Origin of the sequence: Zwartia lucis, assembly GCF_965234455.1 — a bacterium.
Classification (GTDB): Bacteria; Pseudomonadota; Gammaproteobacteria; order Burkholderiales; family Burkholderiaceae_B; genus Zwartia; species Zwartia lucis.
This window is the reverse complement of record NZ_OZ248477.1, coordinates 120,262-142,314: the sequence shown is the minus strand read 5'-3', so window position 1 is coordinate 142,314 and position 22,053 is coordinate 120,262. Positions and strand designations below refer to the sequence as shown.

General features: G+C 52.8%; 22 protein-coding genes. 17 read left to right on the top strand and 5 right to left on the bottom strand.

What is annotated here, in order from left to right:
- Position 1: 1 nt before the first annotated feature.
- Positions 2-1,366, top strand: coding sequence for a TAXI family TRAP transporter solute-binding subunit (locus tag AC8GE9_RS17290; protein WP_506678419.1), 1,365 nt, complete (start codon positions 2-4; stop codon positions 1,364-1,366).
- 3 nt (positions 1,367-1,369) lie between these two features.
- Here the strand turns inward: AC8GE9_RS17290 and ispH are convergent, their stop codons facing one another.
- Entirely contained in the window at positions 1,370-2,317 is a 948-nt protein-coding gene (gene ispH, locus AC8GE9_RS17285; protein WP_506678418.1) for a 4-hydroxy-3-methylbut-2-enyl diphosphate reductase, read from the bottom strand.
- The gene (locus AC8GE9_RS17280) at positions 2,317-2,793 is read right to left on the bottom strand and encodes an FKBP-type peptidyl-prolyl cis-trans isomerase (protein ID WP_506678417.1); all 477 of its coding nucleotides are present in this window, start codon (positions 2,791-2,793) and stop codon (positions 2,317-2,319) included. The genes ispH and AC8GE9_RS17280 overlap by 1 nt, the downstream gene beginning before the upstream one ends.
- A gap of 51 nt (positions 2,794-2,844) precedes the next feature.
- Here AC8GE9_RS17280 and radC point away from each other — a divergent pair, with 51 nt between their 5' ends.
- Positions 2,845-3,522 carry a RadC family protein gene (radC, locus tag AC8GE9_RS17275; RefSeq protein ID WP_506678416.1) on the top strand — a complete coding sequence of 226 codons (678 nt, stop codon included), beginning with the start codon at positions 2,845-2,847 and terminating at the stop codon, positions 3,520-3,522.
- 70 nt (positions 3,523-3,592) lie between these two features.
- Here the strand turns inward: radC and AC8GE9_RS17270 are convergent, their stop codons facing one another.
- A complete protein-coding gene (locus AC8GE9_RS17270; RefSeq protein WP_506678415.1) occupies positions 3,593-4,774 on the bottom strand; it encodes an acetyl-CoA C-acyltransferase family protein in 1,182 nt (393 codons plus the stop codon).
- Positions 4,775-4,898: 124 nt separating this feature from the next.
- On the opposite strand from AC8GE9_RS17270, the gene AC8GE9_RS17265 reads away from it, so the two are divergent.
- The 15 genes from AC8GE9_RS17265 (at position 4,899) to hslO (ending at position 19,356) form a co-directional block, all read left to right on the top strand.
- Positions 4,899-5,915, top strand: a complete 1,017-nt coding sequence (locus tag AC8GE9_RS17265) for an LLM class flavin-dependent oxidoreductase (RefSeq protein ID WP_506678414.1) — start codon at positions 4,899-4,901, stop codon at positions 5,913-5,915.
- A gap of 63 nt (positions 5,916-5,978) precedes the next feature.
- Positions 5,979-7,181 carry a multidrug effflux MFS transporter gene (locus AC8GE9_RS17260; RefSeq protein ID WP_506678413.1) on the top strand — a complete coding sequence of 401 codons (1,203 nt, stop codon included), beginning with the start codon at positions 5,979-5,981 and terminating at the stop codon, positions 7,179-7,181.
- A 72-nt stretch (positions 7,182-7,253) separates the two neighbouring features.
- Positions 7,254-7,490 (top strand): 50S ribosomal protein L28, encoded by a 237-nt coding sequence (gene rpmB / locus AC8GE9_RS17255; RefSeq protein ID WP_259661765.1) that lies wholly within the window; start codon positions 7,254-7,256, stop codon positions 7,488-7,490.
- A 20-nt stretch (positions 7,491-7,510) separates the two neighbouring features.
- Complete coding sequence (gene rpmG / locus AC8GE9_RS17250; protein WP_163655958.1) at positions 7,511-7,678, top strand: 50S ribosomal protein L33; 168 nt, start codon at positions 7,511-7,513, stop codon at positions 7,676-7,678.
- A 175-nt stretch (positions 7,679-7,853) separates the two neighbouring features.
- The gene (gene leuS / locus AC8GE9_RS17245; protein ID WP_506678412.1) at positions 7,854-10,514 is read left to right on the top strand and encodes a leucine--tRNA ligase; all 2,661 of its coding nucleotides are present in this window, start codon (positions 7,854-7,856) and stop codon (positions 10,512-10,514) included.
- Positions 10,515-10,529: 15 nt separating this feature from the next.
- On the top strand, positions 10,530-11,198 hold the full coding sequence (locus AC8GE9_RS17240; protein WP_506678411.1) for an LPS-assembly lipoprotein LptE: 669 nt from the start codon (positions 10,530-10,532) through the stop codon (positions 11,196-11,198).
- A 12-nt stretch (positions 11,199-11,210) separates the two neighbouring features.
- On the top strand, positions 11,211-12,248 hold the full coding sequence (gene holA / locus AC8GE9_RS17235) for a DNA polymerase III subunit delta (protein ID WP_506678410.1): 1,038 nt from the start codon (positions 11,211-11,213) through the stop codon (positions 12,246-12,248).
- A 4-nt stretch (positions 12,249-12,252) separates the two neighbouring features.
- A complete protein-coding gene (locus AC8GE9_RS17230) occupies positions 12,253-13,512 on the top strand; it encodes a glutamate-5-semialdehyde dehydrogenase (RefSeq protein WP_506678409.1) in 1,260 nt (419 codons plus the stop codon).
- A 14-nt stretch (positions 13,513-13,526) separates the two neighbouring features.
- Positions 13,527-13,949 (top strand): CopD family protein, encoded by a 423-nt coding sequence (locus tag AC8GE9_RS17225; protein ID WP_506678440.1) that lies wholly within the window; start codon positions 13,527-13,529, stop codon positions 13,947-13,949.
- 9 nt (positions 13,950-13,958) lie between these two features.
- Entirely contained in the window at positions 13,959-15,542 is a 1,584-nt protein-coding gene (locus AC8GE9_RS17220; protein WP_506678408.1) for a THUMP domain-containing class I SAM-dependent RNA methyltransferase, read from the top strand.
- A gap of 107 nt (positions 15,543-15,649) precedes the next feature.
- Complete coding sequence (locus AC8GE9_RS17215) at positions 15,650-15,826, top strand: hypothetical protein (protein ID WP_506678407.1); 177 nt, start codon at positions 15,650-15,652, stop codon at positions 15,824-15,826.
- 52 nt (positions 15,827-15,878) lie between these two features.
- A complete protein-coding gene (locus tag AC8GE9_RS17210; RefSeq protein ID WP_506678406.1) occupies positions 15,879-16,424 on the top strand; it encodes an RDD family protein in 546 nt (181 codons plus the stop codon).
- A 63-nt stretch (positions 16,425-16,487) separates the two neighbouring features.
- Positions 16,488-17,849: an AMP-binding protein gene (locus AC8GE9_RS17205; RefSeq protein WP_506678405.1), complete on the top strand. Its 1,362-nt coding sequence runs from the start codon at positions 16,488-16,490 to the stop codon at positions 17,847-17,849.
- A 55-nt stretch (positions 17,850-17,904) separates the two neighbouring features.
- Positions 17,905-18,426, top strand: a complete 522-nt coding sequence (locus AC8GE9_RS17200) for a gamma carbonic anhydrase family protein (RefSeq protein WP_506678404.1) — start codon at positions 17,905-17,907, stop codon at positions 18,424-18,426.
- An 18-nt stretch (positions 18,427-18,444) separates the two neighbouring features.
- Entirely contained in the window at positions 18,445-19,356 is a 912-nt protein-coding gene (gene hslO, locus AC8GE9_RS17195; RefSeq protein ID WP_506678403.1) for an Hsp33 family molecular chaperone HslO, read from the top strand.
- A gap of 28 nt (positions 19,357-19,384) precedes the next feature.
- Here the strand turns inward: hslO and AC8GE9_RS17190 are convergent, their stop codons facing one another.
- The gene (locus AC8GE9_RS17190; protein WP_506678402.1) at positions 19,385-20,164 is read right to left on the bottom strand and encodes a response regulator transcription factor; all 780 of its coding nucleotides are present in this window, start codon (positions 20,162-20,164) and stop codon (positions 19,385-19,387) included.
- Positions 20,164-22,053, bottom strand: a complete 1,890-nt coding sequence (locus AC8GE9_RS17185) for a sensor histidine kinase (RefSeq protein WP_506678400.1) — start codon at positions 22,051-22,053, stop codon at positions 20,164-20,166. The genes AC8GE9_RS17190 and AC8GE9_RS17185 overlap by 1 nt, the downstream gene beginning before the upstream one ends.

The window sequence follows — 22,053 nt, the reverse complement described above, 5'->3', positions numbered from 1 at the left end:
TATGGATAGCTTTAAAAATGAAGTTCGCGCCTATGTAGTAGCCACTTATGTAACGATATGCGAAGAATTAAAACCGTGGTGGCAATTCACCCGCGCATCCTGGCACCTTATCTTATTACTCATCGTCGCCATGAGCGCGGTGATCTGGCTCGCCAAGCCAGCCCCACCGTCACACGTTCTCATGGCGACCGGTGCGCCTGGTAGCTCATACGAAGATCTGGCAAAACAATATGCCGAATTTTTCAAGAAAAATGGTGTGATCCTTGAGCTTGTTGCCACGAAAGGTGCCGAGGAAAATATCAACCTTCTCAAAGATAAAGAAAACAGACTCCAGGCTGCGTTCATTCAAGGAGGGTTGCTGACCACTCGCGAGCAAGCCCAAGGGCTCTTGTCGCTGGGTAGTATCGACTACGAGCCATTGTGGATTTTTTACAGAAGAGCCATGCTTTCAGTCGATGATTTGAAGCATCACTATACCTTTCTAAACCATCCAATCGCGATTGGCGCCCCCGGCAGCGGCACTTATCAGCACGCGCTTCGCTTGCTCAACCTCAGTCATACCAAGCTCAGCGACAACTTCAAAACCCTGTCTAATGAAGAGTCTGTCGAAGCATTCAAAAACGGCACTGTCGATGTCGTTGTCATCGTGGATGGGCTCGACTCGAAAAATGTCCAAGCGATGATCAACGATCCTCAGGCCCGCTTGGCTAACTTTACCCGAGCCGAAGCCTTTGCGCGCCTTCTGCCGATTTATCATGTGCTCTCAATTCCCGAAGGCTCTCTGGATCTGGCACGCAACGAACCCTCCGAAACAATCAAGACGATTGCTCCCACCACCAATCTGGTGATCGACTCCAAAATGCACCCTGCGATTCAATTGCTGTTTTTACAGGCTGCTGAAAAAATCAACGGTGGCCGCTCGTTTTTTGTACGCTACGGTGAGTTTCCCTCCTACAAAGAGTCGATCATCGAAGAAAGCGAGGTCGCAAAAAGCTTTTACAAAAACGGCGCGCCTAAACTATTGAATTACATGCCCTTCTGGCTCGCCGAGTTTTTAGATCGTATGTTGATTTTGCTGTTACCTCTAGGCGCCTTTGCGTATCCCATCATGAAATCCATGCCCGGATATCGCTTGAGTCGCATTAACGAGGTCTATGGAGCGCTCAAGCTCTTTGAGCAAGAGCTCGAAAACAATTTCGATCCAACCCAACAAGAGGCGTATCTACAAAAAATCGATGCACTTGATAGAAAGGCACAAAACTTGAGTGTCCCCCGCAGTCTGATGAGCGAGTATTATTCCCTGCGCTCGACGATCAATTTTGTGCGTAATTTGATCGATCGTTCCCTTAGGAGTCGCGAGGCCTGAAGCCTAACCTACCTTACGCGACAATTCTTTGGGTAAGGGGAAAGCAACATTTTCGTGTAATCCATCCATTGTCCGAACGGAAATCGCCCCAAGTTCTTTTAAGCGGTGAACGACCTGCTGGACCAGCAATTCGGGGGCGGAAGCGCCGGCGGTGATGCCGATACGTTGCCGCCCCTCAAGCCAAGCAGGATCGATCGACTCAGGTCCATCAATGAGATAAGAAGTGATCCCCATGCGCTCAGCGACTTCGCGCAGGCGATTGGAATTTGAGCTGTTGGCACTTCCCACCACTAACACCAAATCCGACGCAGGAGCGAGGACTTTGACCGCATCTTGACGGTTTTGGGTGGCATAGCAAATATCGCTCTTTTTAGGTTCCTGAATATGTGGAAACCGCGTTCGCAGCGCCTGTGCAACCTCTGCAGCATCTTCGACCGAAAGCGTGGTCTGCGTCACAAACGCCAGTTTGTCAGGATGAGCCACCTGAAGCGCCCAGACGTCTTCGGTTGTCTCCACCAAATACATCCCTTGATTTGACTGTCCCAGAGTACCCTCGACCTCCGGATGTCCCTTATGGCCAATCATCACGATCTCACAACCGGCCGCACGCATGCGTTCGACCTCGACATGCACCTTGGTGACCAAGGGACAGGTCGCGTCAAACACTTTCAATCCACGCTGCCCTGCTTCGACGCGCACAGCTTTGGAGACACCATGCGCGGAAAACACAACAATGCCACCCTCAGGCGCCTCATCGAGCTCCTCAATGAACACCGCACCTTTACGTTTCAGGTCCTCGACCACAAAGCGGTTGTGCACAATCTCGTGACGCACATAAATAGGTGCGCCATGTAACTCAAGCGCACGCTCGACGATATCGATGGCACGATCCACGCCCGCGCAGAAGCCTCGCGGTTGTGCCAGCAGGATTTCAGCGCTCGAATTTGACATCACAGCACTCCCAGCAAATCGATATCAACCCGCAGCGTCAAACCCGCCAAGGGGTGGTTAAAGTCAAATAAAGCCGAGTCGTCGGCGATCTCTTTTAAGATGCCAGAATAACGTCCACCGTTGGGTGCAGTGAACTCCACCATATCTCCCGGATTAAAGTCGGCATCTTTTCCAGCATGCTGATCGAGCATGGCCCGCGAGACGCGCTGAAGCAAATCAGGATTGCGATCGCCATAGGCCTCGACAGGCGCGAGTGTGTAACTAAAACAATCGCCTTCGGGATGTCCAAGTAAGGGGGTCTCCATCCCAGGCGACCATTGACCACTGCCGAGTTGCAGCGTCGCGGGACGACCATTGAACGTGTCAATAAACGTCGAACCCGCTGCAGGTCCGTCCTCGATCACGATGCGATAGTGGAGCGTAAGGTAGGAGTCCGCACGGACAACGGGAGGAGTATTGGGGGCCTGATCAGTCAAAATCTGTCACCGTAGAGGGCTTTGCTAAACACCTATTTTAGAGCCTTCCCGATGACCTTGCGCGAACAACTTCCACCCGACCAACGACCCCGCGAAAGATTGCTTCAACATGGAGCAAATAGCTTGACCAACGCCGAACTTCTTGCACTCATTTTTGGCACGGGCACGCGTGGCATGAACGCACTGGCACTCGCACAGCAGCTGCTTGTCCGCTTTGGCGGGTTGCGCTCACTCCTAAGCGCCGACAGCGAAAACCTTAGAGCCGTTGTGGGATTGGGAAATGCTCGAATCTGCCAACTCAATGCCATTCAAACCTTGGCAAAGCGCGCGATCGAAGAAGAATTAAAACGCGATTGCTCGCTCAAGCACCCACTTCAAGTCAAAGCCTATTGCGCAACACTGCTCGGGCATGCGTCCATCGAACGTTGCTTCGCCTTGTTTTTAGACAATCAACATCGCCTGATTCATGCCAAAGAAATTTCACAAGGCACACTGACAGAAACAACGATTTATCCTCGTGAGCTCGTCAAAGCTGCGCTTGCGCATCATGCCGCCGCTGTCATCCTCGCGCACAATCATCCCTCTGGCGTTGCCAAACCAAGTGCCGCAGATATCCGCTTGACGCACCAACTCACACAGTCGCTCGCGGTCGTGGATATTGTGCTGCTTGATCACCTCATTGTTGCCGGCCATCAAGTCATTTCAATTGCGGAGCTAGGCCAGATGTAAAAAAAGAGCAGCACTATGGCTGCTCTTTTTTACTCATCACTCGCGAATGTTTAGTGCGAGGCTCGGGTCTTTAGACACGCTCAAAAATCGCCGCGATCCCTTGACCACCACCGATACACATGGTCACCAAGGCATAACGACCCCCGGTACGATGCAATTCATAAATGGCTTTAGTGGTCACGATGGCGCCTGTCGCACCAATCGGGTGACCCAGCGAGATGCCGCTACCGTTTGGATTCAAACGCTTGGCATCAAGCTTGAGCTCCTTGGCTACAGCGCAAGCTTGTGCGGCAAAAGCCTCATTGGCTTCGATCACATCCATTTGATCGACCGTCAAACCGGCACGCTTCATGACGGCCTGCGTAGCAGGCACGGGACCAATACCCATGATCTTTGGATCAACGCCCGCATGCGCATAGGCCACCAAACGAGCCAATGGCTTCGCACCGCTTGATTTCACGGCTTCTCCGCTCATCATCAGCACAGCGGCAGCGCCATCATTGATGCCCGAAGCATTTCCTGCAGTGACCGTACCATTTTCTTTGACAAACACCGCACGCAACGCTGAAAGGCCTTCGAGCGAAATATCACGACGTGGATGCTCGTCAAGCTTGAATTCAACCTCGCCTTTGCGTGTTTTGATCACGACTGGCACGATCTGATCGTTAAAACGACCTTCGTCTTGCGCCTGTACCGCACGACGATGGGACTCGATCGCCAAGGCATCCTGATCTGCACGAGAAATACCAAATTGCTTGGCGACATTTTCAGCGGTGATACCCATATGGGTACGCTCAAACGGATCGGTCAACGCCCCCACCATCATGTCGACAATGGTCGTATCGCCCATGCGTGCGCCAAAGCGCTGTGTCTGCGACAAATAGCCGCCACGGCTCATCGACTCAGCACCTCCGCCAATCGCCATCTCGGTATCACCAAGCAAGATCGACTGCGCGCTTGAGACGATCGCCTGTAGACCAGAGCCACACAAGCGATTCACGTTAAAGGCGGCGCAAGTCTGTGGAAGTCCGGCATTGAGTGCTACCACGCGCGACAAATACATGTCACGCGCCTCTGTATGAACGACGTGACCAAACGCTAAGTGGCCAACCTCTTTACCATCCACACCAGAGCGCTGCAGAACGGCTTTGACCACTGTAGTACCCAAATCAATCGGTGCCACATCCTTGAGACCACCGCCAAAGTCACCCACAGCGGTTCTAGCTGCACCGGTTATAAATACTTCACGCATTGTGCGCTCCTTAGACAGAGTAAATTGGACTGCAAGTCACAAATCACCTTGCAACAGGCAGATAAAAAAGTATCATCAGACTTATTGCCATAAGCATAACCCGCCTAGACATTACGAGATACCTATGAACATTCCCTATTCGATTCTCGACCTGTCCCCTATTCCTCAAGGTTTCACGGCGGCCGACGCCCTGCACAACTCCCGAGATTTGGCCCAACACGCCGAAAATTGGGGCTACACACGTTTTTGGCTCGCCGAACACCACAATATGACTGGCAATGCCAGCTCTGCGACCGCGGTGATTATTGCCTATGTCGCAGGAGGTACAAGCCGTATTCGTGTCGGTTCTGGCGGGGTAATGCTCCCCAATCACGCCCCCTTGGTCATCGCAGAGCAGTTTGGAACACTGGCATCCCTATTTCCTGATCGCATCGATCTAGGTCTAGGCCGCGCACCAGGCACCGACCAAATGACCGCACGCGCCCTACGCCGTGATCTGCAGGGCAATTCAGATCAGTTTCCGCAAGATGTGCAAGAACTTCAGCATTACTTTGACGACATTCAGCCAGGTCAGGCAGTCAAAGCCATCCCGGGTGCAGGTCTTCATGTCCCGATCTGGATTTTGGGCTCAAGCCTCTACGGCGCCCAGCTCGCCGCGCATTTTGGTCTGCCCTATGCTTTTGCTTCTCACTTTGCACCCGACTATCTGCTGGATGCGATGCGGGCCTACAAGGGTCTCTTTAAGCCCTCATCTCAGCTCAACCAGTCGCACGCAATGGTCGGCGTCAACGTCATTGCCGCAGAGACAGACGAAGAAGCAAAGTATCTCTTTACGACGCATCAGCAGCATGCTACACGCATGCGTCGCAACACCCGCGGTCAACTCCCTCCCCCCATCGACGACATTGAGACCTTTTGGACCCCGCACGAAAAAATCTCTGTCACTGAACAGCTTGCCTGCTCAGTCGTCGGCAGCCCTGAAACGGTCCGCCAAGGTTTGCAGCGTCTCGTCGAAAAGACAGGTGCCAACGAACTGATGATCACTGGACAGATTTTTGATCACCAGGCGCGCCTTCGCTCTTTTGAAATCGCCGCTCAAGCCGCTCAGTCCCTCGAGGTCTCGACCGCCATCGCCGCCTAATCAAGGTGATGGCGAGTACCCTCATATCCAGCTTTACTTAAAGCTTAAAGGCATACCCAAATCATGCGCTCCAAACTTGCCGCACTGGGCCTGCCAGGATGGCTCATTTTGATGGGTACGCTGACGGCGATCGGTCCGCTGTCCATCGACATGTACTTGCCCGCGTTTCCCGCAATCGCCATAGGTCTTGCCGCGCACAGCAGCGAGGTCGAGCGCACATTGGCTGCCTACCTTTTAGGTATGGCGAGCGCGCAACTCATTTACGGCCCACTGGCTGACCGTTTTGGTCGCAAACCCCCTTTGTATGGCGCGCTTGTGCTTTACATCCTTGCCTCGGCGGGGTGTGCGCTCGCCCCTAGCATCGAATTCCTGACTGTTTGCCGTGTTTTGCAAGCGATGGGCGGAGCCGCCGGGATGGTGATCCCGCGTGCCGTGGTACGAGACCACTACAGCACGCAAGACGCGGCACGGGCGCTTTCAATGCTGATGCTCATCATGGGCACTGTGCCGATTTTAGCGCCGGTTCTAGGGGCTTTTATTCTCTCGTGGGTAGGCTGGCGGGGAATTTTTATCATGATTACCTTGTGCGGCATCGCATTGCTTTGGACCTTATCCAAAGTCATGGTCGAGAGCCTGCCACCCGAACGCCAGATCAAACTCAGCTGGGGAAACATCCTGCGAACTTACGCAGGGCTGTTACGTCATCGTCGTTTTATGGCGTTTGCGCTCTCGGGGGGACTGGCTTCGGCCACGATGTTTAGCTATATCGTTGGCTCTCCCCGCCTATTTATCGAGCACTTTGATGTCAGCCCTCAAACTTACGGCTTGCTGTTCGGGATGAACGCGACAAGCTTGATCATTGGCTCACAAGTCAGCGTCCGACTTTTAAAATACTACCCCCCCATCAAAATACTGCCCTGGGCACTCGCTTGCATGATGTCAGCGGGGCTGTTCGCCTTATTTTCTACGCTCGCGGGTTTCGTGACACTCGTGTCGATCATGGGGTGTATGCTGGTATTTATGTTTTGTTATGGCTTTGTTGCACCCAATTCAGCCGCTTTGGCGCTTTCTGACCAAGGGCACCAACTCGGTTCTGCTTCGGCCATGATGGGCACGCTTTCCATTAGCTGTGGCGCTTTGGCTGGTCTGCTCATCAGTTTGATGACCATACCGGGACCCCTTCCTTTGGCCCTGATGATGGCGGGATGCACCGTTTTGGCATGCCTCATGGGTGCCCTCGCAAGGCATTCCCGCCCCTTAGTTTGATTAAATGCTTGATTTTGTATTAGAATGTCAGACTTGATGTGAAAATCTGAACAAACATAAATAGGTGTAGCCATGGCACGTGTATGCCAAGTGACTGGAAAAAAGCCCATGGTGGGCAATAATGTTTCTCACGCTAACAACAAAACCAAGCGTCGTTTTCTGCCAAACCTGCAGTCACGCCGTTTCTGGGTTGAGAGCGAAAACCGTTGGGTGCGCTTGCGCGTCACGACCAACGCCATTCGTACGATCGACAAGAATGGCATTGATGCCGTCTTGGCTGACCTGCGTGCACGCGGCGAAGTCGCCTAACCCGACACAAGGAGACCGACATGGCAAAAGGTGCACGCGAAAAAATCAAACTCGAGTCCAGCGCTGGAACGGGTCATTTCTACACCACGACTAAAAACAAGCGCAATATGCCCGAGAAAATGCTGATCAAGAAATTTGATCCAGTGGCTCGCAAGCACGTCGACTACAAAGAAACAAAGCTTAAGTAATTCAAGTCCGAGTCACTACTGTTCAGATTGACTGGATTTTTTAAATAGCTCACAGCCTCGCTTTGCGAGGCTGTTTGTTTTTCAACTTCAGCTGCGCAACGCTGATCACTCAGTAACACCTATAATGTCAGACTGATTCGGCGCATCGGCGCCCCCACCCTTTTTGGCTGTCGCAATGCAGGAACGCTACCTCCCCACTGTTGTTGAAAAACTGGCCCACGCAAACTGGGATGCCCGTGACGCTTACCGTGTCATCGAAGGCGCACTGAATGCCTCCGGACAGCCAAAGCCAAAGTTTTATGCCTGTTCGATGTTGCCCTACCCCAGCGGCAAACTCCATATGGGTCATGTGCGCAACTACACCATCAACGACATGATGACGCGCCAGCTCCGCATGCGTGGCTACAACGTACTGATGCCCATGGGTTGGGATGCATTTGGTATGCCCGCAGAAAACGCCGCGATTAAATCCATGGTCCCTCCCGCCAAATGGACCTACGACAACATCGCCTACATGAAGAAACAAATGAAAGCCATGGGGTTGGCGATCGACTGGTCTCGCGAAATGTGTGCCTGCGATCCGTCTTACTACAAGTGGAACCAATGGCTGTTTCTCAAAATGTTGGACAAGGGCATCGCCTACCGCAAGACTCAGGTTGTTAACTGGGATCCCATCGATAACACCGTGCTGGCCAACGAACAGGTCGTGGATGGACGCGGTTGGCGCTCTGGCGCCTTGGTTGAAAAACGCGAAATTCCTGGCTATTACTTGCGCATTACCGACTATGCGAGCGAACTCCTTGAGCAGGTACAAAACGGTCTCCCGGGCTGGCCTGATCGCGTGCGCGCCATGCAGGAAAACTGGATTGGCAAAAGCAAGGGAGTGCGTTTCGCGTTCCCGCACAGCATCAAAGACGCCAGCGGCCAATTGATACAAGACGGCAAGATGTATGTCTTTACTACTCGTGCCGATACGGTCATGGGTGTGACATTTTGCGCCGTGGCACCTGAGCACCCGCTTGCGCAACATGCCGCGCTCACCAGCCCCACTCTCGCCGCCTTTATCGAACAGTGCAAACAAGGCGGCACCACCGAAGCCGAGCTCGCAACACGCGAAAAAGAAGGCCTCGATACGGGTCTTGTTGTTTCCCATCCCTTGACGGGCGAAACCGTCCCAGTCTGGGTCGGCAACTACGTCTTGATGAGCTATGGTGATGGCGCGGTCATGGGCGTGCCTGCACACGACGAGCGTGATTTTGAATTTGCCAACAAATACGGCATTTCGATCAAACAAGTGGTTCAAGTGGGTGACAAGCCTTTTAACGACAAAGTCTGGCACGAGTCTTACGCTGACAAACAGTCGGGCCGACTCATCCATTCGGGCAAGTACGACGGCCTGAGCTTTCCACAAGCCATTGAGGCCATTGCCAGTGAACTAGAGTCCCTCAAGCTTGGTACACGCCAAACGACTTGGCGTTTGCGCGACTGGGGTATTTCTCGTCAACGCTATTGGGGCACACCGATTCCGATCATCCATTGCGATGATTGCGGCGCAGTTCCTGTTCCAGAAAAAGATCTCCCCGTGATTCTGCCTGAGGATCTGATTCCGGACGGCAGTGGTAATCCACTGACCAAACATGCCTCCTTTTTACAATGCAAATGTCCGAGTTGCGGCAAAGACGCGCGTCGCGAAACCGACACGATGGACACCTTTGTGGATTCGTCCTGGTATTTCATGCGCTACACGTCGCCTGGCAACGATCAAGAGATGGTCGATACGCGTAATGACTACTGGATGCCGATGGATCAGTACATCGGCGGTATCGAGCATGCGGTGATGCACCTGTTGTATGCGCGCTTCTGGACCCGTGTGATGCGTGATCTCGGCTTGGTCAAGTTCGATGAGCCGTTTACCAAATTGCTTTGCCAAGGCATGGTGCTCAACCATATCTACTCGACTAAAAATGCCAAGGGTGGCATTGAGTATTTCTGGCCTGAAGAGGTAGAAAATACCTATGATGCCAAAGGCGCTATCACGGGTGCTCGACTTAAAAGTGACGGACGCGAAATCACCTACGGCGGCGTCGGCACGATGTCCAAATCCAAAAATAATGGCGTCGATCCTCAATCCTTGATCGATACGCAGGGTGCAGATACCGCTCGTCTGTTTGTCATGTTTACAAGTCCGCCGGAGCAAACGCTTGAATGGTCGGACTCTGGCGTCGAGGGCTCTAATCGCTTTTTGCGTCGCCTCTGGTCCTTGGGCGTTCAAAACAAAGCACACATCGCTGCAGGCCTGCAAGCACCCGTTTCAGACTGGGCGCAGGCTCCAAAAGAAGTCAAACAACTGCGTTTTGAAATTCACGCGCTACTCAAACAGGCGGATTACGACTACCAAAGGATTCAGTACAACACTGTCGTCTCCGCATGCATGAAAATGCTCAACGCTATCGATGATGCCATGCTTGGAGACTCGAGCTTCGCCCAAGCTGTATACGCGGAAACCATCAGCATTTTGCTGCGAGTCCTCTACCCTGTCGTGCCCCATATTACTTGGCAACTCTGGGCGGAGCTTGGCTATGCCGAACCTTATGGCGATTTGCTGGATGCGCCCTGGCCGACAGTCGATGAATCCGCGCTGATAACCGACGAGGTTGAGCTAGTTTTGCAAGTCAATGGCAAACTTCGGGGCAGTCTGAGTGTTGCCCGCGAAGCCACCCGCGAACAAATCGAACAACTCGCCCTCGCCCACGAGTCTGTCTCGCGCAATCTCGAGGGCCGTCCGCCCAAGCGGGTCATCGTGGTTCCTGGCAAACTTGTTAATGTCGTTGGATAACAGGGATAGACTTTAATGAATCGGTCCATCGTGCGCGTGTTGCTTGGTTTGATGACGTTATTGCTTGCAGGCTGCGGCTTCAAAATGCAAGGCGCCACGCCTATGCCCTTTGACTCGCTCGCCATCACGATTCCTCAAAACTCTCAATTTGGTGCGGACGTGCGTCGCGCCATTCGCGCGTCTTCGCCTGGCATCGTCATTATCGAACCCTCTTCAACCCAAGCTGGTGTCAACACTGTCCCGCAAGCAAGGCTCGAACAGGTTTCCGAGGATCGCAACTCTCGCATCGTCTCGCTTAACGCGCGTGGCAAGCCCGAAGAGTTCGAGTTAACCTTGTTCTATACCTTCCGTCTCGTCAATGCAAAAAACCAGATCATTCTGCCTAACACAACGCTTTCGGCAGCACGAGCGATGCCCTTCGATGAACGCGTCGTTCAGGCCAAAGAAACCGAAGCCGTTACCCTTTACCGCGATATGCAAAAGAGCTTGGTTCCTCGCATGATGAGGCGACTGACAGCCCCTGACATCAAGCAACGCTGGGATGAGCTTCAAACCGCCTCTCCAGCCGAGCAGGAAAATATTGAAACAGCCACGCCCATTCAGGCTCCGGCAGGCAATTTGCCTACGCCTTGGCAAATTCCTTCCCTGACACCTCTGCCCATTCCGGTCAATCCGGGCGGCTAAGCGGATCACGACGTGGATGCGCAACGCCTGATCAATGACCTCAGCCGACCAGGCGCAAGTCTGGCGGCTCTATTTGTGGTCACGGGCGACGATCCTCTCCTCACGATCGAAGCAACAGATGCTCTGCGCGGCATCGCACGTGCCGCAGGTTTTCTCGAGCGCAGTTCTTTTTTGATGGATGCGCGCAGTGACTGGAGCGCGCTCACCATGGCAGGTCAAAGCGGCTCTCTTTTTGGCGATAAACAACTCGTTGAGATTTCTTTACCGACGGGTAAACCTGGAAAAACAGGTGCGGATGCCTTGATCGCTCTGGCCAAACGCAGTGCCGGCATGACCGCCGAAGATGTTCTGACGATCGTTTCCTTACCCAGACTAGACCGAGCAACCCGCGAAGGGAAATGGGCCAGTGCGTTGCAGTCAGCTGGAAAATTTATTGACATCCCGAGTGTCGAGCGCACGCAACTCCCGCGCTGGATTGCCGACAGATTGGCGCGACAAGCGCAGGAGACTGATCCTGAAACATTACAATGGCTCGCCGACAAGGTCGAGGGCAATCTTTTAGCGGCCCATCAGGAAATCCTCAAACTCGGCTTGTTATTTGAACCAGGCAAGCTTTCCGCTCACGATATCGAACAATCTGTCATGAACGTGGCACGTTATGACGTATTTGGTTTGCGCGATGCGATGCTCGCAGGCGATGTGCCGCGTATGATTCGCATCATGGATGGGCTCAAAGCCGAAGGCGAGCCTCTCCCCCTGGTGCTCTGGGCCGTTGGAGAGGAGATCAGGACGCTTGCACGCATTTCACAAGCCGTATCAGCCGGACAGGATTTGTCTAGCGTGCTACGCTCACAGCGTGTGTTTGGTTCACGCGAACCACTTGTCCGCAAAGCATTGTCTCGTGTCTCTGCGCGCAGCTGGCCGGCTGCCGTCCAGCACGCACACGAAGTGGATCGATTGATCAAAGGCCTACATGTCTCCGGGCGTCTTCAAGACCCCTGGGAAGAAATGAACCGTCTCGCGATGCGCATCGCTTTTAAACCGACTTGATTCTATGACTCCTATTTTTGATTCTATCCAGCAAATCGGACGACAAGCACGCCAGGCTGCACGCTTGATGATGCGCGCCAACAGTGCTCAAAAAGCGCACGCTTTGTGCGCCATGGCAGATGCGCTGTCGGAGCAGCGTGCGACGCTCAAAGCCGCCAACCAACGCGATATCGAGGCCGCGAACGCACGCGCGCTCGAAGCGGCCCTGCTAGATCGACTCACGCTCTCTGATCGCAGTATCGACCTCATGATCGAAGGCTTGCGTCAGATCGCCGCGATGCCTGACCCTGTAGGCGAACTCACCGCCACCAAAATTCGGCCTAACGGCATGCAAGTCGCACAGATGCGAGTCCCCCTGGGGGTCATCGGGATCATCTATGAGTCACGACCCAACGTCACCATCGATGCAGCAGCACTTTGCCTAAAATCCGGTAATGCTGCGATCTTGCGCGGAGGCAGTGAGGCGTTGCATTCCAATCTCGCACTCGGCAAGATCGTGTGTCATGGGCTCAACGCGGCAGGCCTACCCGAACAGGCTGTTCAAGTCATCGATACACCTGATCGTGCAGCTGTTGGCGCACTGATTACGATGACGGAGTATGTCGACGTCATCATCCCGCGCGGCGGCAAGAGTCTCATCACACGGCTTGCTGATGAAGCACGCGTTCCCATGATCAAACATTTGGACGGCAACTGTCATGTTTACGTGGATGAATTTGCAGACTTGAGCAAAGCCTCTGACATTGCCTTCAATGCCAAAACGTATCGCTACGGTGTCTGTGGTGCGATGGAGACGCTGCTCGTGCATGATGCGATTGCTCAAACCTTCCTGCCTGAGCTCGCAAACAAATTGCTCAAACATGGCGTCGAACTCAGAGGCTGCACCCGTACTCAAGCCCTGATCCCACAAGCGCTCGCTGCGACAAACGAAGACTGGGCGACAGAGTATCTTGGGCCAATTTTGGCCATTCGTATCGTCGACACCATGAATGAGGCGATCGAGCATATAGAGCGGTGGGGCTCGGGACATACCGAGTCTATCGTGACGACAAATATTTCTAATGCGCAACAATTTCAGCGCGAAGTCGACTCGAGTTCGGTCTATGTCAACTTACCCACCTGCTTTGCAGATGGCTTTGAATATGGACTTGGCGCTGAAATCGGCATTTCAACCAATCGTCTCCATGCACGCGGGCCCGTCGGGCTCGAAGGACTCACCACGCTAAAGTGGGTCTTGCAAGGCGATGGTCAAACACGCGGATAATATTTTTTATGCTCATGCTTTGGGTAAAAACACTCCATATCGTCCTTGTTGCCTCTTGGTTCGCAGGACTGTTTTATTTACCGCGCATCTTTGTCAACATGGCCCAGCAATCTGATCCGGCTGTTCTCGCTGTTCTGGATGGTATGGCGAAACGACTCTACCGCTTCATGACAATTCTCGCGGTGCCCGCGGTACTGCTAGGAATCTGGCTTTATTTAGGCTTTGGAATCGGACTCGGACCCGGCAATGGCTGGATGCACGCCAAACTCGTCTTGGTGATCGTCGCGGTTGCCTATCACTACAGCTGTGGCGTCGTTCTTCGTAAATTCGAACTGGGAGCGAATCGTCGCTCTCACATTTTTTATCGCTGGTTCAACGAAGCACCCGTGTTGATCCTCACTGCCGCGACGGCGTTGGTCGTCATCAAGCCTTTTTAATGAGACGCCATGTCTGAGCAGGACTCCGATCGTAAAATACTCACCATCAAAAAACGCGTCGACTCTACAGACGTCTCTTCGGATGGTCGTCCTCGCATTCGTATCGGTGCCCGTGCGCGTCAAGTCGCGCAACAAAAAATTGCCAAAGACAAATCTGCACGCCTCAAAGGTGAAGTTCCAGCGCCGTCTTCCGAGCCCAGAGCATCTAAAACGACAGATCGTCGCTCCGCCCCTGACGGCGCAGCCCCCCGAAGTTCGTCCGCGCGGGGCTCAAGTCGGAGTGCAGCGTTGCGAAGCGGACCTAACGAGTTCAGAGACCCCGGTGAGCGCGCCCGGCCACTCTCTGATCGCTCTCCCCGCGTCTCAACGCCCAAAGAATTACCTCAAGAACCAGAGATCTCGCGCTCTGTGATCGTCAGTCCGACGACGGATGTTTTTCATATTTTCGCACCCTGTCCTGTGGGTCTCGAAGAAGCGCTCGGCGCTGAACTCTCCGCGTTGGGCTACGAGCATGTTCAAACCACGCGCGCAGGTTGTCACTTTGTCGCAGACTGGTGGGGTATTCAGCGCGCTAATCTTTACTCTCGACTGGCTACGCGTATTTTGGTGCGTGTCGGTCAGGCGCCCGTACAACACGAGGATGACATTCTTGAGCTCGCGCAAAGCATCGGCTGGGAGCGTTGGTTTGGCGCCGAACATACCTTGCGTGTCGATACCTCTGCCGTCAAGAGCCCCATGCAGAGTCTGCAGTACTGTAATTTGCGTGCCAAAGATGGAATATGCGATCGACTGCGTGACCTCGAAGGGGCACGCCCCTCCATCGATACCGTCAGACCTGATGCACGTGTACATTTATTTTTGTCACACGATACGGCTACGATGTACCTCGATACCTCTGGCGAGTCCCTGTTCAAGCGCGGTTGGCGACTGGACAAGGGCGATGCGCCGCTGAGAGAAAATTTGGCGGCAGGTCTCTTGGCACTATCTGGCTGGGATCCACAAGCGGCCCTCATGGACCCCTTTTGTGGCAGCGGCACACTTTTAATTGAAGCGGCCTGGATCGCGCTTGGCGTTCCTCCCGGCATCACTCGGCCCTTTGGTTTCGAAAGACTGCGAGACCATCAAGCACGTCGCTGGGAAGACCTCAAAGAAGACGCACGCAGCCGTATTTTGCCCGAACTAGAGGCCCCCCTTGTCGGTATTGACGCGGATCCCGAAGCGATTGAAGCGGCTCAACGCAATGCTGAGCGCGCCTTTTTAACTGAAGACACTATCCATTTTGAAGTGGGCGATGCGCGTGATGCAGTCGCTCCGGCCCCCACAGGCTGGATACTGACCAATCCACCCTATGGTGAACGACTCGAAGAAGAGGACTTAGAGTTTTGGCGTGAATGGTCCGCAAATCTCAAGCGCGAGTTTGCCGGCTGGCAGGTCAACATCATCACCTCCGACTTGGATCTCCCCAAACACCTTCGCCTCAAGGCAAATCGGCGGACACCGATTTTTAATGGTGCGCTGGACTGCCGTTTATTTCATTTCGAACTGGTCGAGAGCAGCTATCGAAACGTTGCACCAATGCAACAAAATGTTTAAGTTTTAGAATTTTCCTAATGAATTAAGGGTTATCCCTTAAAAGCATTTGCTTAGTTTCGGGTTTTCCCTAATAATAGGGGTTATCCCTAACAAGCAATGGAAATATCATGACAACTTACACTGCAAACCGCCTGACCGACGCTCTCGAACGTGACCTGCTTGCCAAAGCAATGGAATCACAGTTTCGTTTTCATCCGCTAAGCGCAATCAAAAATTTCGTGTTCAGCATCTCTTCTTTTGTCAATGCAGTACGCACTCAGACAAATGCCCGTTACATGTTCTAAATATACCCCCGGGTGCGCGGGATCAACCTAAAAGTGCAGGATAATCTGTTCGATGAAAACCCGCACTTCACCTTCTACTGCGCTGACTCAAACACCAGCACCGCCGCGACTCAGAAGATTTGCCTCCATGATGTACGAGGGCGTTCTTCTCTTCGCAGTTGTTTTTTTAGCTGGTTATCTTTTCGATACACTCACCCAAAGCCGTCATGCGCTTATGTTGCGCGATAGTCGTCAGGTATGGCTATTTATCGCGATTGGCGCCTACTTTCTCATCTGTTGGCGTCGAAGCGGTCAAACCCTGCCGATGAAAGCTTGGCATATCAAAGTACTCGCCGCAAATGGTCAACCAGCGCCAACGTGGCGTCTCCTCGTGCGCTACGCCTGCATGTGGGTACTGCCCTTGCTTGGCGCGGGTATCGTTTGGGCGGCAGCCTCACTATCGGGTTGGAATGCCATGTTGATGCTGATCGTGGCCACACCCTTTCTGGTTTTCATACCCACTTGGTTCACAGCAGAGCAACAATTTCTTCATGATTTGCTCGCGGGTACCCGTTTAGTGAACGTCCAACCCCAGATTCGGACTAGTAAAAACCCTTAGTTTTAGCTTCTCACCACTCGCCGGTGTTGCGTCAAATGCTCTGGTAAGCCATGCTAGCGAGCATTGCATCGTTTACCCATTAAAAAAGGCATGTTGGACCAACACGCGTCACTCTCCGAATCCTTGCACTGGCAAGTGCCAACCAATTTCAATATTGGTGAGCAATGCTGCCATCGCTGGGCACAAAGCTCAGCCGATGCGCGCCGAATCGCCTTATTTTTTGAGGATGGCGCTGGTCATCGGGATATCTGGACCTATGAACGCCTTGGTGCAGCAACGAATCAGTTTGCAAATGCGCTCACACGAATGGGGGTCAAGCCGGGCGACCGAGTCGCCACTATCCTAGGACAAAGTCCCGAAGCCATTGTTGCTCAACTCGGTGCATTTAGCGTAGGGGCTGTTGCCATGCCTCTTGCAAGTAACTTGGCGCCCAAAGCTCTTGAATATCGTCTGCGTGACTCTGAAACACGCGTGGCTGTTGTCGGCCCCGAGGCGGCACCTCATCTACTCGGGATTTTGTCGCGATGCTCAAAACTGACCCAAGTCGTCAGTGTCGGCGTTGAGGACGACCGTTTATTACCTTGGCGCAGTCTCATGACGCGACAACCGGAAGTCTTTAAGCCAATCATGACACGTGCAGAAGACCCAGCGTTGCTTCTTTATAGCAACGATGTCGGACAACCTGTGCGCGGAACGCTGCTCGCGCATCAGGCTCTACTTGGCGCCCTACCAGGCTTCGTCGCCTCTCAACACTGGTTTCCTCAAGGCGCTGAGGTGTTCTGGACACCTTTGGATTGGGGGCATTCGAGCGCGTTGCTGTGCGGTGTACTTCCAGCACTCTATTTTGGACGCGCCGTTTTGGGCGTTCGAGGCGCAACCACGCCAGGTTTAGCGCAGCAATTGCTTGAGCGCTACCCGGTCAGTCACGCTCTGGCTCCAAGTGCGTTGCTTCGTCAATTTAAGCTAAACGCCCTCTCCGAACTCAAGCCCACGCGCCTACGCAGTATCGCGATCGTCGATGAACCCTTAGATGAAGCACTCGCCCAATGGTGCGAAAAACACTTTGGCTTCAAGCTCAATCAGCTATTTGGGACTTCAGAAATACCAGCACTGATCGGCGACAGTCATCAAAAATGGACGGGGCGCACAGGGAGCCTGGGCAAAAGATTTCCAGGTCATCGCATCACCGTACTAAACGAGGATGGCTCAGAGGCCCTTTCAGGGGATATTGGTGAACTCGCAGTCAACCGGCAAGACCGATACGGACACGCCGACCCTGCCATCCCCCTTCGCTTATGGCGCACCGAAACCGAGGAAAACATGAGCGCCAATCAAGAATGGTGGAGAACCGGCGAGCTCGCGCGCATCGACTCGGACGGTTTTGTTTGGCATGAAGGACGCAAATCTCGCAACCGAACATCATGACGCTGACAGAGTAAACTTACGCCATTCCTCAACGCTTTTATGGATGTTGAATAACATGGCGATTTATCAACTTGGCGAACTCACCCCACGTATTGATCCTACTGCTTTTATTTTTGACTCTGCCGACATTATCGGTGATGTCGTGGTGGGTGAGCACGCGAGCATTTGGGCCAATGTCAGTATTCGCGGGGACAATACCCTGATCGACATCGGACATCACAGCAATGTTCAGGAAGGCAGTGTGTTGCACTCGGACGAGGATGCGCCTCTGACGATCGCCGAGTACGTCACCGTTGGACATCAAGCGATGCTGCATGGCTGTTCGATCGGCACGGGCTCACTGGTCGGCATGCAAGCTATCGTGCTCAATCATGCACGTATTGGTCGCAACTGTCTAATCGGCGCCGGCGCCATTGTGCCCGAAGGCCGAGAAATTCCAGATGGCAGTCTTGTGATTGGGGTTGGCAAAATTGTTCGTACCTTGAGCGACGAAGAAATCGCTCAAATCCGTCACAATATTGAACACTATGCCGCGCGTGGTCAAATGTATCGCCAAAAACTCAAACGTCTAGGCTGAGACTTTTCATCGGCCCCTATGTCAGATCAACTTAAAAAATTTCTCTCCGAAGACCGTAGCGTTCGTATTGAGTCTGTCCAACTCCATCATGCATGGCAAGCTGCGCAGGCCCATCACAGCTACCCTCCCTCCGTCGCGGCACTGCTGGGCGAACTGGTAGCCGCCTCAGCGCTGCTTGCCGCAACACTCAAGTTCGATGGTTCACTATTGCTTCAGCTCCAAGGCGATGGTGCCATCGCCTTAATGGTTGTTGAGTGTCGGGCAGACATGAGCGTTCGCGCCACCGTCAAGCTGCGCGACCGCCCCTTACCGATTCAACGTGATCTGCAAACACTGCTCAATCCAGGTGGTACTGCCAAGTTTATCGTCGTGCTCGATCCGCCTAAAAACACACTGGGTCGTCAAGCCTATCAAGGGATCGTTCCCCTCGAAGGTGACTCTATCGCCGAGGCACTCGAGCAATACATGCTGCGGTCCGAACAGCTAGACACTCGAATCTGGCTGGCTGCAGATATCAACAATTGCACTGGCCTTTTACTCCAACGTCTACCGCTTCAGGGTGGCAATCAGCAAGCCGAGGTTGTGAGTGCCCAAGAAACATGGCATCGCACTCAGCGACTGGCGGAAACTCTCACAACAAAAGAAATGCTTGAGGCTACTCAGGACGAGCTCTTGCACAGACTGTTCTGGGAAGAGATGCTGCTCATGTTCGAAGCCAAGCCCATCGCGTGGAAGTGTTCCTGCACGCGTGAGCGCGTGGCCGACATGTTGAAAATGCTGGGTCGAAACGAAGTACAAGACATCCTGGAGACGCAAGGAAAAATCGAAGTTGCTTGCGAGTTCTGTGGCCAGCCTTATCTTTTTGATAGCGTGGACTCGGCATTTCTCTTTCAACCTTTGGTCCCTGGTTCAGGAAAGTCAATCCACTAATTTCCATCACCACTAGAACACGCGAAGCCTAAGGCCGAATCTCGATGGGGATACAAAGCTGATAGCCGACGCCCCAGACAGCCTTGAGTGCCGGCTCCGCACCTTCAGGGCAGAGAGAGGATAGTTTCTTGCGCAGTCGGCTAACTAGGCTTTCGAGCGCACGTTTCCCAATGTCATCGACATCGGGACGCTGACTCAGCATTTCACAAATAACTTCAGTTTCAAGCACATAATTAGAAGCCTGTGCGAGACCCACCAGTAAGGTTTTCTCACTATTAGTGAGATAAACTTTTTCTTCCGAATGCGGGCTCGTGATCGAACGGTGTTGCAAGCTAATCACCCAACTCAAAGCGACTTTATTGATCAGACGCGATCGTCGATGCATGCTCATCAGAGCGGCTGTCAGCTCCTCTGGTGCGACAGGTTTACTCAGATAAATATCCGTTCCCGCTTCGTAACCCTTGAGGCGATCAGGAACCGCGGCGCGTGCGGTGAGCATAATAATACTCATACTCGGAATACTAGTACGCATACGTCGGGCAATTGAGATACCGTCTTCTCCGGGGAGCGTGAGATCAAGGACGAGGGCATCAATCGGTTCAGTAATCAGTAAATCATCTAAAGAGCGCCCACTACTGACAGCGAAAACCAGAAAGCCCTGCTGCTTGAGATGGTAGTGGATTTCTTTGCGCAACAACGGATCGTCCTCGACAAGGGCGACACGCATCGGTGCCAGCGCAAAGAGGCTTGAGACACCCTCTTGACTGCCGAGACCCTGGAACTGGGTATTGGAGAAATTTTGACTCATTACTTTAACTCTACCGTAAAGTGCACGAGACCATTATTATGCTCGAAACGAATCGAACCACGTAAGATTTTGCATAAAGACTTCACCAGATACAGGCCTAAACCTGTCCCTGATTTCTCATGGGCGAGAGGTCCACGATAGTAACGACTGAACAGACTGACAGAGTCTGGGACGCCATATTGACTCACAGTATTAGATACGCGCATCTTCAGCTTAGCAGGATATACACTTAGTGCCTCATTGAGCTCGATCTCAAGAGTAATCAAACTGTCAGGTTCCGAATACTTAATTGCATTATCGAGCAAATTCGTCAATATGATCGCAAAAAGATTAGGGTCGGTCCGAAAAATTAATGTCGATGACTGAGGACGAAACTCAAGGCGCTGGGCCTCTGCCTGGCTGGTCAACACGTCATGAACAACCTGATAGACATCAACATCTTCAAGTTTAGGGGAAAAGCCTTTTTGATCAAGCTGATCGACTTGCACACAACGCTCAATGACCGTATTCATATTATTGATGGCTTGCACCATGCTATCGATTCGGTCTGCCGAGTCCTTTGATTGCTCGGTTGTCAAGACGCCAAGGCTACGCGTGAGTGAGCCGGCAGCCATCCGCATAGTCGCAAGCGGATTTTTGAGCTCATGGGTGAGCATATCAATCAACATACTGCGGTCTTTGATTTGCTCTGACTCCGCTAAGTTTCTTGCCCGCAAGTACTGCAACTCCTGCATTTCTCGATCATAAATGATCCGCCGATGGGTGAGATCGCTATTGACCATCAAAGACAACGCAATAGCCACAATCACCCCACCCCAATTACCAGGTATGGTCACAATACTCGGTTTCACCCAACCTAACACGGGCAAAATATCAGTCCACAACAGCCCTGCCACGATCAAAGCGCCGACAGCAATGAGTCGTTTGTGTGCCAGAGGCATCTGATGACACCCAGTCAGCGCCACTAGCATCATGATTGGCATCAAGGTCACAATCAAAAAATTGAAATTCAGTGCGATAAGCGTCACTGGACCTAGCTTAAGTGCGAATAGTTGCAAAAGCAGGATGCCTATTGCACCTTTAACGTAAAAGCTGTACCACTTCGGCGCCCCAAAATGCCTCAAAAACTCTAGGGTGACGAGCAAAGAAGCTATCAATCTCAATACATACAAAGTATTGAAACTTAGATTATCCATCCACACATGGTCTTCGAAATATAGGTTTGCAAGCAAACCAGAAGTAGAAAGACTAAAGAGCAGCGTGACGACTTCTGATATGAAAAAAATTCCAGCCAGTCTATGACGTGTGCGGATATATATAAACAAAGCCCACAAGCAAATCACCAAGACCACACCAAACTCTATACCAAAGACGCGTTGCTGCTCGACGAGGAGTGAGGACAGGTCCTCAGGCGTCATCGCCCGTGTTGTCAGAATGTAACCATTGAGGGTGTCGATCCGGACATAAAAATAATTATCCACTCCCGCATGGATCGTGACAGGAAAGCAATACGTATTATCTGCACAGGCGTTTTGACTGACGGGGAAACGATCTCCCGCAGAGCGCGAGGTCCATGTGCCTTGTTGATGCTCGAAAAGCTGAATATGGCCGATATAGTGAGGACCGATACGCAAAACAACCTGCTCGGAGCCTTGTTGAGGTGCAGCGACAAGAAGTTTCAGCCAACGCACCGTCGGGGAAAATTCACGATTGAGGACAGTCACAAAAGGCTTGTACTGTTGAGTCAGTGCTTGTTCGATCGTGAGGGCGCCAGGAGCAGGTTCGACATACAACCCACGCTCAATGATGAGGTCATCCTCACTTTTGGCGTGCGCACCAATACTCAGAACTGTGAATAACAGCCAGAGCAGCGCGCGTGCCAAACCCAC

What these genes read in the sequence shown, in the direction of transcription:
- hslO (WP_506678403.1), top strand. Translation starts at nt 18,445, where the DNA reads ATGTCAGATCAACTTAAAAAATTTCTCTCCGAAGACCGTAGCGTTCGT.
- AC8GE9_RS17290 (WP_506678419.1), top strand. Translation starts at nt 2, where the DNA reads ATGGATAGCTTTAAAAATGAAGTTCGCGCCTATGTAGTAGCCACTTAT.
- radC (WP_506678416.1), top strand. Translation starts at nt 2,845, where the DNA reads ATGACCTTGCGCGAACAACTTCCACCCGACCAACGACCCCGCGAAAGA.
- AC8GE9_RS17200 (WP_506678404.1), top strand. Translation starts at nt 17,905, where the DNA reads ATGGCGATTTATCAACTTGGCGAACTCACCCCACGTATTGATCCTACT.
- ispH (WP_506678418.1), bottom strand. Translation starts at nt 2,317, where the DNA reads ATGTCAAATTCGAGCGCTGAAATCCTGCTGGCACAACCGCGAGGCTTC.
- AC8GE9_RS17240 (WP_506678411.1), top strand. Translation starts at nt 10,530, where the DNA reads ATGAATCGGTCCATCGTGCGCGTGTTGCTTGGTTTGATGACGTTATTG.
- rpmG (WP_163655958.1), top strand. Translation starts at nt 7,511, where the DNA reads ATGGCAAAAGGTGCACGCGAAAAAATCAAACTCGAGTCCAGCGCTGGA.
- rpmB (WP_259661765.1), top strand. Translation starts at nt 7,254, where the DNA reads ATGGCACGTGTATGCCAAGTGACTGGAAAAAAGCCCATGGTGGGCAAT.
- AC8GE9_RS17230 (WP_506678409.1), top strand. Translation starts at nt 12,253, where the DNA reads ATGACTCCTATTTTTGATTCTATCCAGCAAATCGGACGACAAGCACGC.
- AC8GE9_RS17270 (WP_506678415.1), bottom strand. Translation starts at nt 4,774, where the DNA reads ATGCGTGAAGTATTTATAACCGGTGCAGCTAGAACCGCTGTGGGTGAC.
- leuS (WP_506678412.1), top strand. Translation starts at nt 7,854, where the DNA reads ATGCAGGAACGCTACCTCCCCACTGTTGTTGAAAAACTGGCCCACGCA.
- AC8GE9_RS17260 (WP_506678413.1), top strand. Translation starts at nt 5,979, where the DNA reads ATGCGCTCCAAACTTGCCGCACTGGGCCTGCCAGGATGGCTCATTTTG.
- AC8GE9_RS17220 (WP_506678408.1), top strand. Translation starts at nt 13,959, where the DNA reads ATGTCTGAGCAGGACTCCGATCGTAAAATACTCACCATCAAAAAACGC.
- AC8GE9_RS17210 (WP_506678406.1), top strand. Translation starts at nt 15,879, where the DNA reads ATGAAAACCCGCACTTCACCTTCTACTGCGCTGACTCAAACACCAGCA.
- AC8GE9_RS17265 (WP_506678414.1), top strand. Translation starts at nt 4,899, where the DNA reads ATGAACATTCCCTATTCGATTCTCGACCTGTCCCCTATTCCTCAAGGT.
- AC8GE9_RS17215 (WP_506678407.1), top strand. Translation starts at nt 15,650, where the DNA reads ATGACAACTTACACTGCAAACCGCCTGACCGACGCTCTCGAACGTGAC.
- AC8GE9_RS17190 (WP_506678402.1), bottom strand. Translation starts at nt 20,164, where the DNA reads ATGAGTCAAAATTTCTCCAATACCCAGTTCCAGGGTCTCGGCAGTCAA.
- AC8GE9_RS17225 (WP_506678440.1), top strand. Translation starts at nt 13,527, where the DNA reads ATGCTTTGGGTAAAAACACTCCATATCGTCCTTGTTGCCTCTTGGTTC.